Source organism: Mesorhizobium sp. M8A.F.Ca.ET.021.01.1.1 (assembly GCF_003998025.1).
GTDB lineage: Bacteria > Pseudomonadota > Alphaproteobacteria > Rhizobiales > Rhizobiaceae > Mesorhizobium.
This window is the reverse complement of record NZ_RZSJ01000801.1, coordinates 1-2,149: the sequence shown is the minus strand read 5'-3', so window position 1 is coordinate 2,149 and position 2,149 is coordinate 1. Positions and strand designations below refer to the sequence as shown.

4 protein-coding genes are annotated in these 2,149 nt (G+C 62.9%); all 4 read left to right on the top strand.

Translation table 11 applies throughout. The features are described from left to right. On the top strand, window positions 1-485 hold a 485-nt coding region (locus EOA36_RS34090), incomplete at its 5' end, for a helix-hairpin-helix domain-containing protein (protein ID WP_281040106.1). A 97-nt stretch (window positions 486-582) separates the two neighbouring features. Then, complete coding sequence (pgsA, locus tag EOA36_RS34085) at window positions 583-1,179, top strand: CDP-diacylglycerol--glycerol-3-phosphate 3-phosphatidyltransferase (RefSeq protein WP_010915213.1); 597 nt, start codon at window positions 583-585, stop codon at window positions 1,177-1,179. Between the two features lies 1 nt (window position 1,180). Then, window positions 1,181-1,438 carry a molybdopterin converting factor subunit 1 gene (moaD, locus tag EOA36_RS34080; RefSeq protein ID WP_127281088.1) on the top strand — a complete coding sequence of 86 codons (258 nt, stop codon included), beginning with the start codon at window positions 1,181-1,183 and terminating at the stop codon, window positions 1,436-1,438. A 4-nt stretch (window positions 1,439-1,442) separates the two neighbouring features. After that, window positions 1,443-1,925: a molybdenum cofactor biosynthesis protein MoaE gene (locus tag EOA36_RS34075; protein WP_127281087.1), complete on the top strand. Its 483-nt coding sequence runs from the start codon at window positions 1,443-1,445 to the stop codon at window positions 1,923-1,925. The last annotated feature ends 224 nt before the right edge of the window (window positions 1,926-2,149 follow it).

Sequence of the window (2,149 nt, the reverse complement as noted above, 5' to 3'; positions counted from 1 at the left end):
ATATCGAAGACGATATCTCCGGAAGCTTCCCTGCCTGGCCCGACGTCATCCTGATCGACGGTGGCCAGGGCCAGATGACGGCGGTGCGCAAGATCCTTTCCGATCTCGGCATCGAGGACCGCGTCGTCGCCATCGGCATCGCCAAGGGGCAGGACCGCGATGCAGGCCGCGAGCGCTTCTTCGTCAAGGGCAGAGACTCGTTTTCGCTGCCCGTGCGCGATCCCGTGCTCTATTTCGTCCAACGCCTGCGCGACGAGGTCCACCGTTTCGCCATCGGTTCGCACCGGGCCCGCCGCAAGAAGGAAATGGTCAAGAGCCCGCTCGACGAAATCGTCGGCATCGGTCCCGGCCGCAAGCGCGCGCTTCTCTTGCATTTCGGCACCGCCAAGGCGGTCAGCCGGGCCGCGGTGGAGGATCTGAGGAAGGTCGACGGCATCTCCGAACAGGTGGCGAAACTGGTCTACAACCACTTCCACGAGAGTTGAAAAAATCGCCACTTTCATCTGGCCAGTCGAATCTGGCCTGTTGACCCCCTACATCCGCTTCTGATTTGAGTACGCAGGCAGAAAGAGTCCACCAGACATGGCCCAGCGCGCGTTTAACCTGCCTAACATGTTGACCTACGCCCGCATCATCGCGGTGCCGCTGGTCGTGCTGTGCTTTTTTCTGGAGGGCCATCTGAAATCGAGCGACTTCGCTCGCTGGTCGGCGCTGGTCATTTTCCTGCTGGCGTCCGTCACCGATTATTTCGACGGCTATTTTGCGCGTGCCTGGCAGCAGACCTCCAACATCGGCAAGATGCTCGATCCGATCGCCGACAAGCTGCTGGTCGCCACGTGCCTCTTGCTGCTTGCGGCTGACACCGACCGTCACGCCGGGATCGCCGGCTGGTCGCTGTGGGCGGCGATCATCATCCTGTGTCGCGAAATCCTGGTCTCGGGCCTGCGCGAATATCTGGCGGCACTCAAGGTCTCGGTGCCAGTGACGCAGCTTGCCAAGTGGAAGACCACCATCCAGATGGTCGCCATCGCCTTCCTCCTGGCGGGACCGGCCGGTGACAAGATCTTTCCGCTGACCACGCAGACCGGCCTGGTGCTGCTGTGGATCGCGGCCCTCGTGACGCTCTACACCGGCTACGACTATTTCCGCGCCGGCCTCAAGCACATCATGGACGAGTGAGATGACGACCCGTCTCATCTATTTCGCCTGGGTTCGCGAACGTATCGGCACATCGGAAGAAGATGTCGAATTGCCCGCCGGCATCGAGACGGTCGCCGACCTCTTGCGCTGGCTGCAATCGCGCGGCGAAGGTTACCAACACGCGCTGCAATATCCCGATGTGATCCGCGTCGCCATCAACCAGGAACATGTCGACCATCGCGAGAAGATATCGGGTGCACGCGAGATCGCGCTGTTCCCGCCGATGACCGGAGGCTGACATCATGTCGGCCGTCCTGGTGCCGACCGTGCGCATCCAGCGCCAGGATTTCGACGTTGCCGCCGAGATCGCCGGGCTGACGCAAGGCCGCGCCGACATTGGCGCGGTGGTCACCTTCTCCGGCCTGTGCCGCGATGAGCAGGGCGCGCTCTCGGCACTCGAACTCGAGCACTATCCCGGCATGGCTGAAGCCGAGATCGGGCGTATCGCTGCCGAAGCCACCGAGCGCTGGCCGCTGCAAGGCCTCACCGTCATACATCGCCATGGCAAGATCGCGCCGGGGGACAACATCGTCCTGGTGGTGGCCGCTTCGGCGCACCGCCAGGCGGCATTCGAGGCGGCGGACTTCCTCATGGACTACCTCAAGTCGCGTGCCCCCTTCTGGAAGAAGGAACATCGCACCGACGGCTCCGAGGGGGGCTGGGTCGAGGCTAAGGAAACCGACGCCCAGGCAGCCCGGCGCTGGAAGCGACCGCCGTCCGAATAATACCGTGCAGGCGTCACGGAACGACCGCAATCCTTCTGCCAACTGGTCACGTGACTGATTTGGGCAAGGGATACGGTCATGCTGGACAGGATCGCCGAATTCTTCGTCTTTGGCTTGGTGCCGCTGGTCGTCGGTATCCTGGCGGTGCCGGAGCTGTCCGTTGCCGCGGAAAAGGCGGTGAGGGGGGAAGTGATCTATCGCGAGCGCATAGCGTTGCCGCCCAG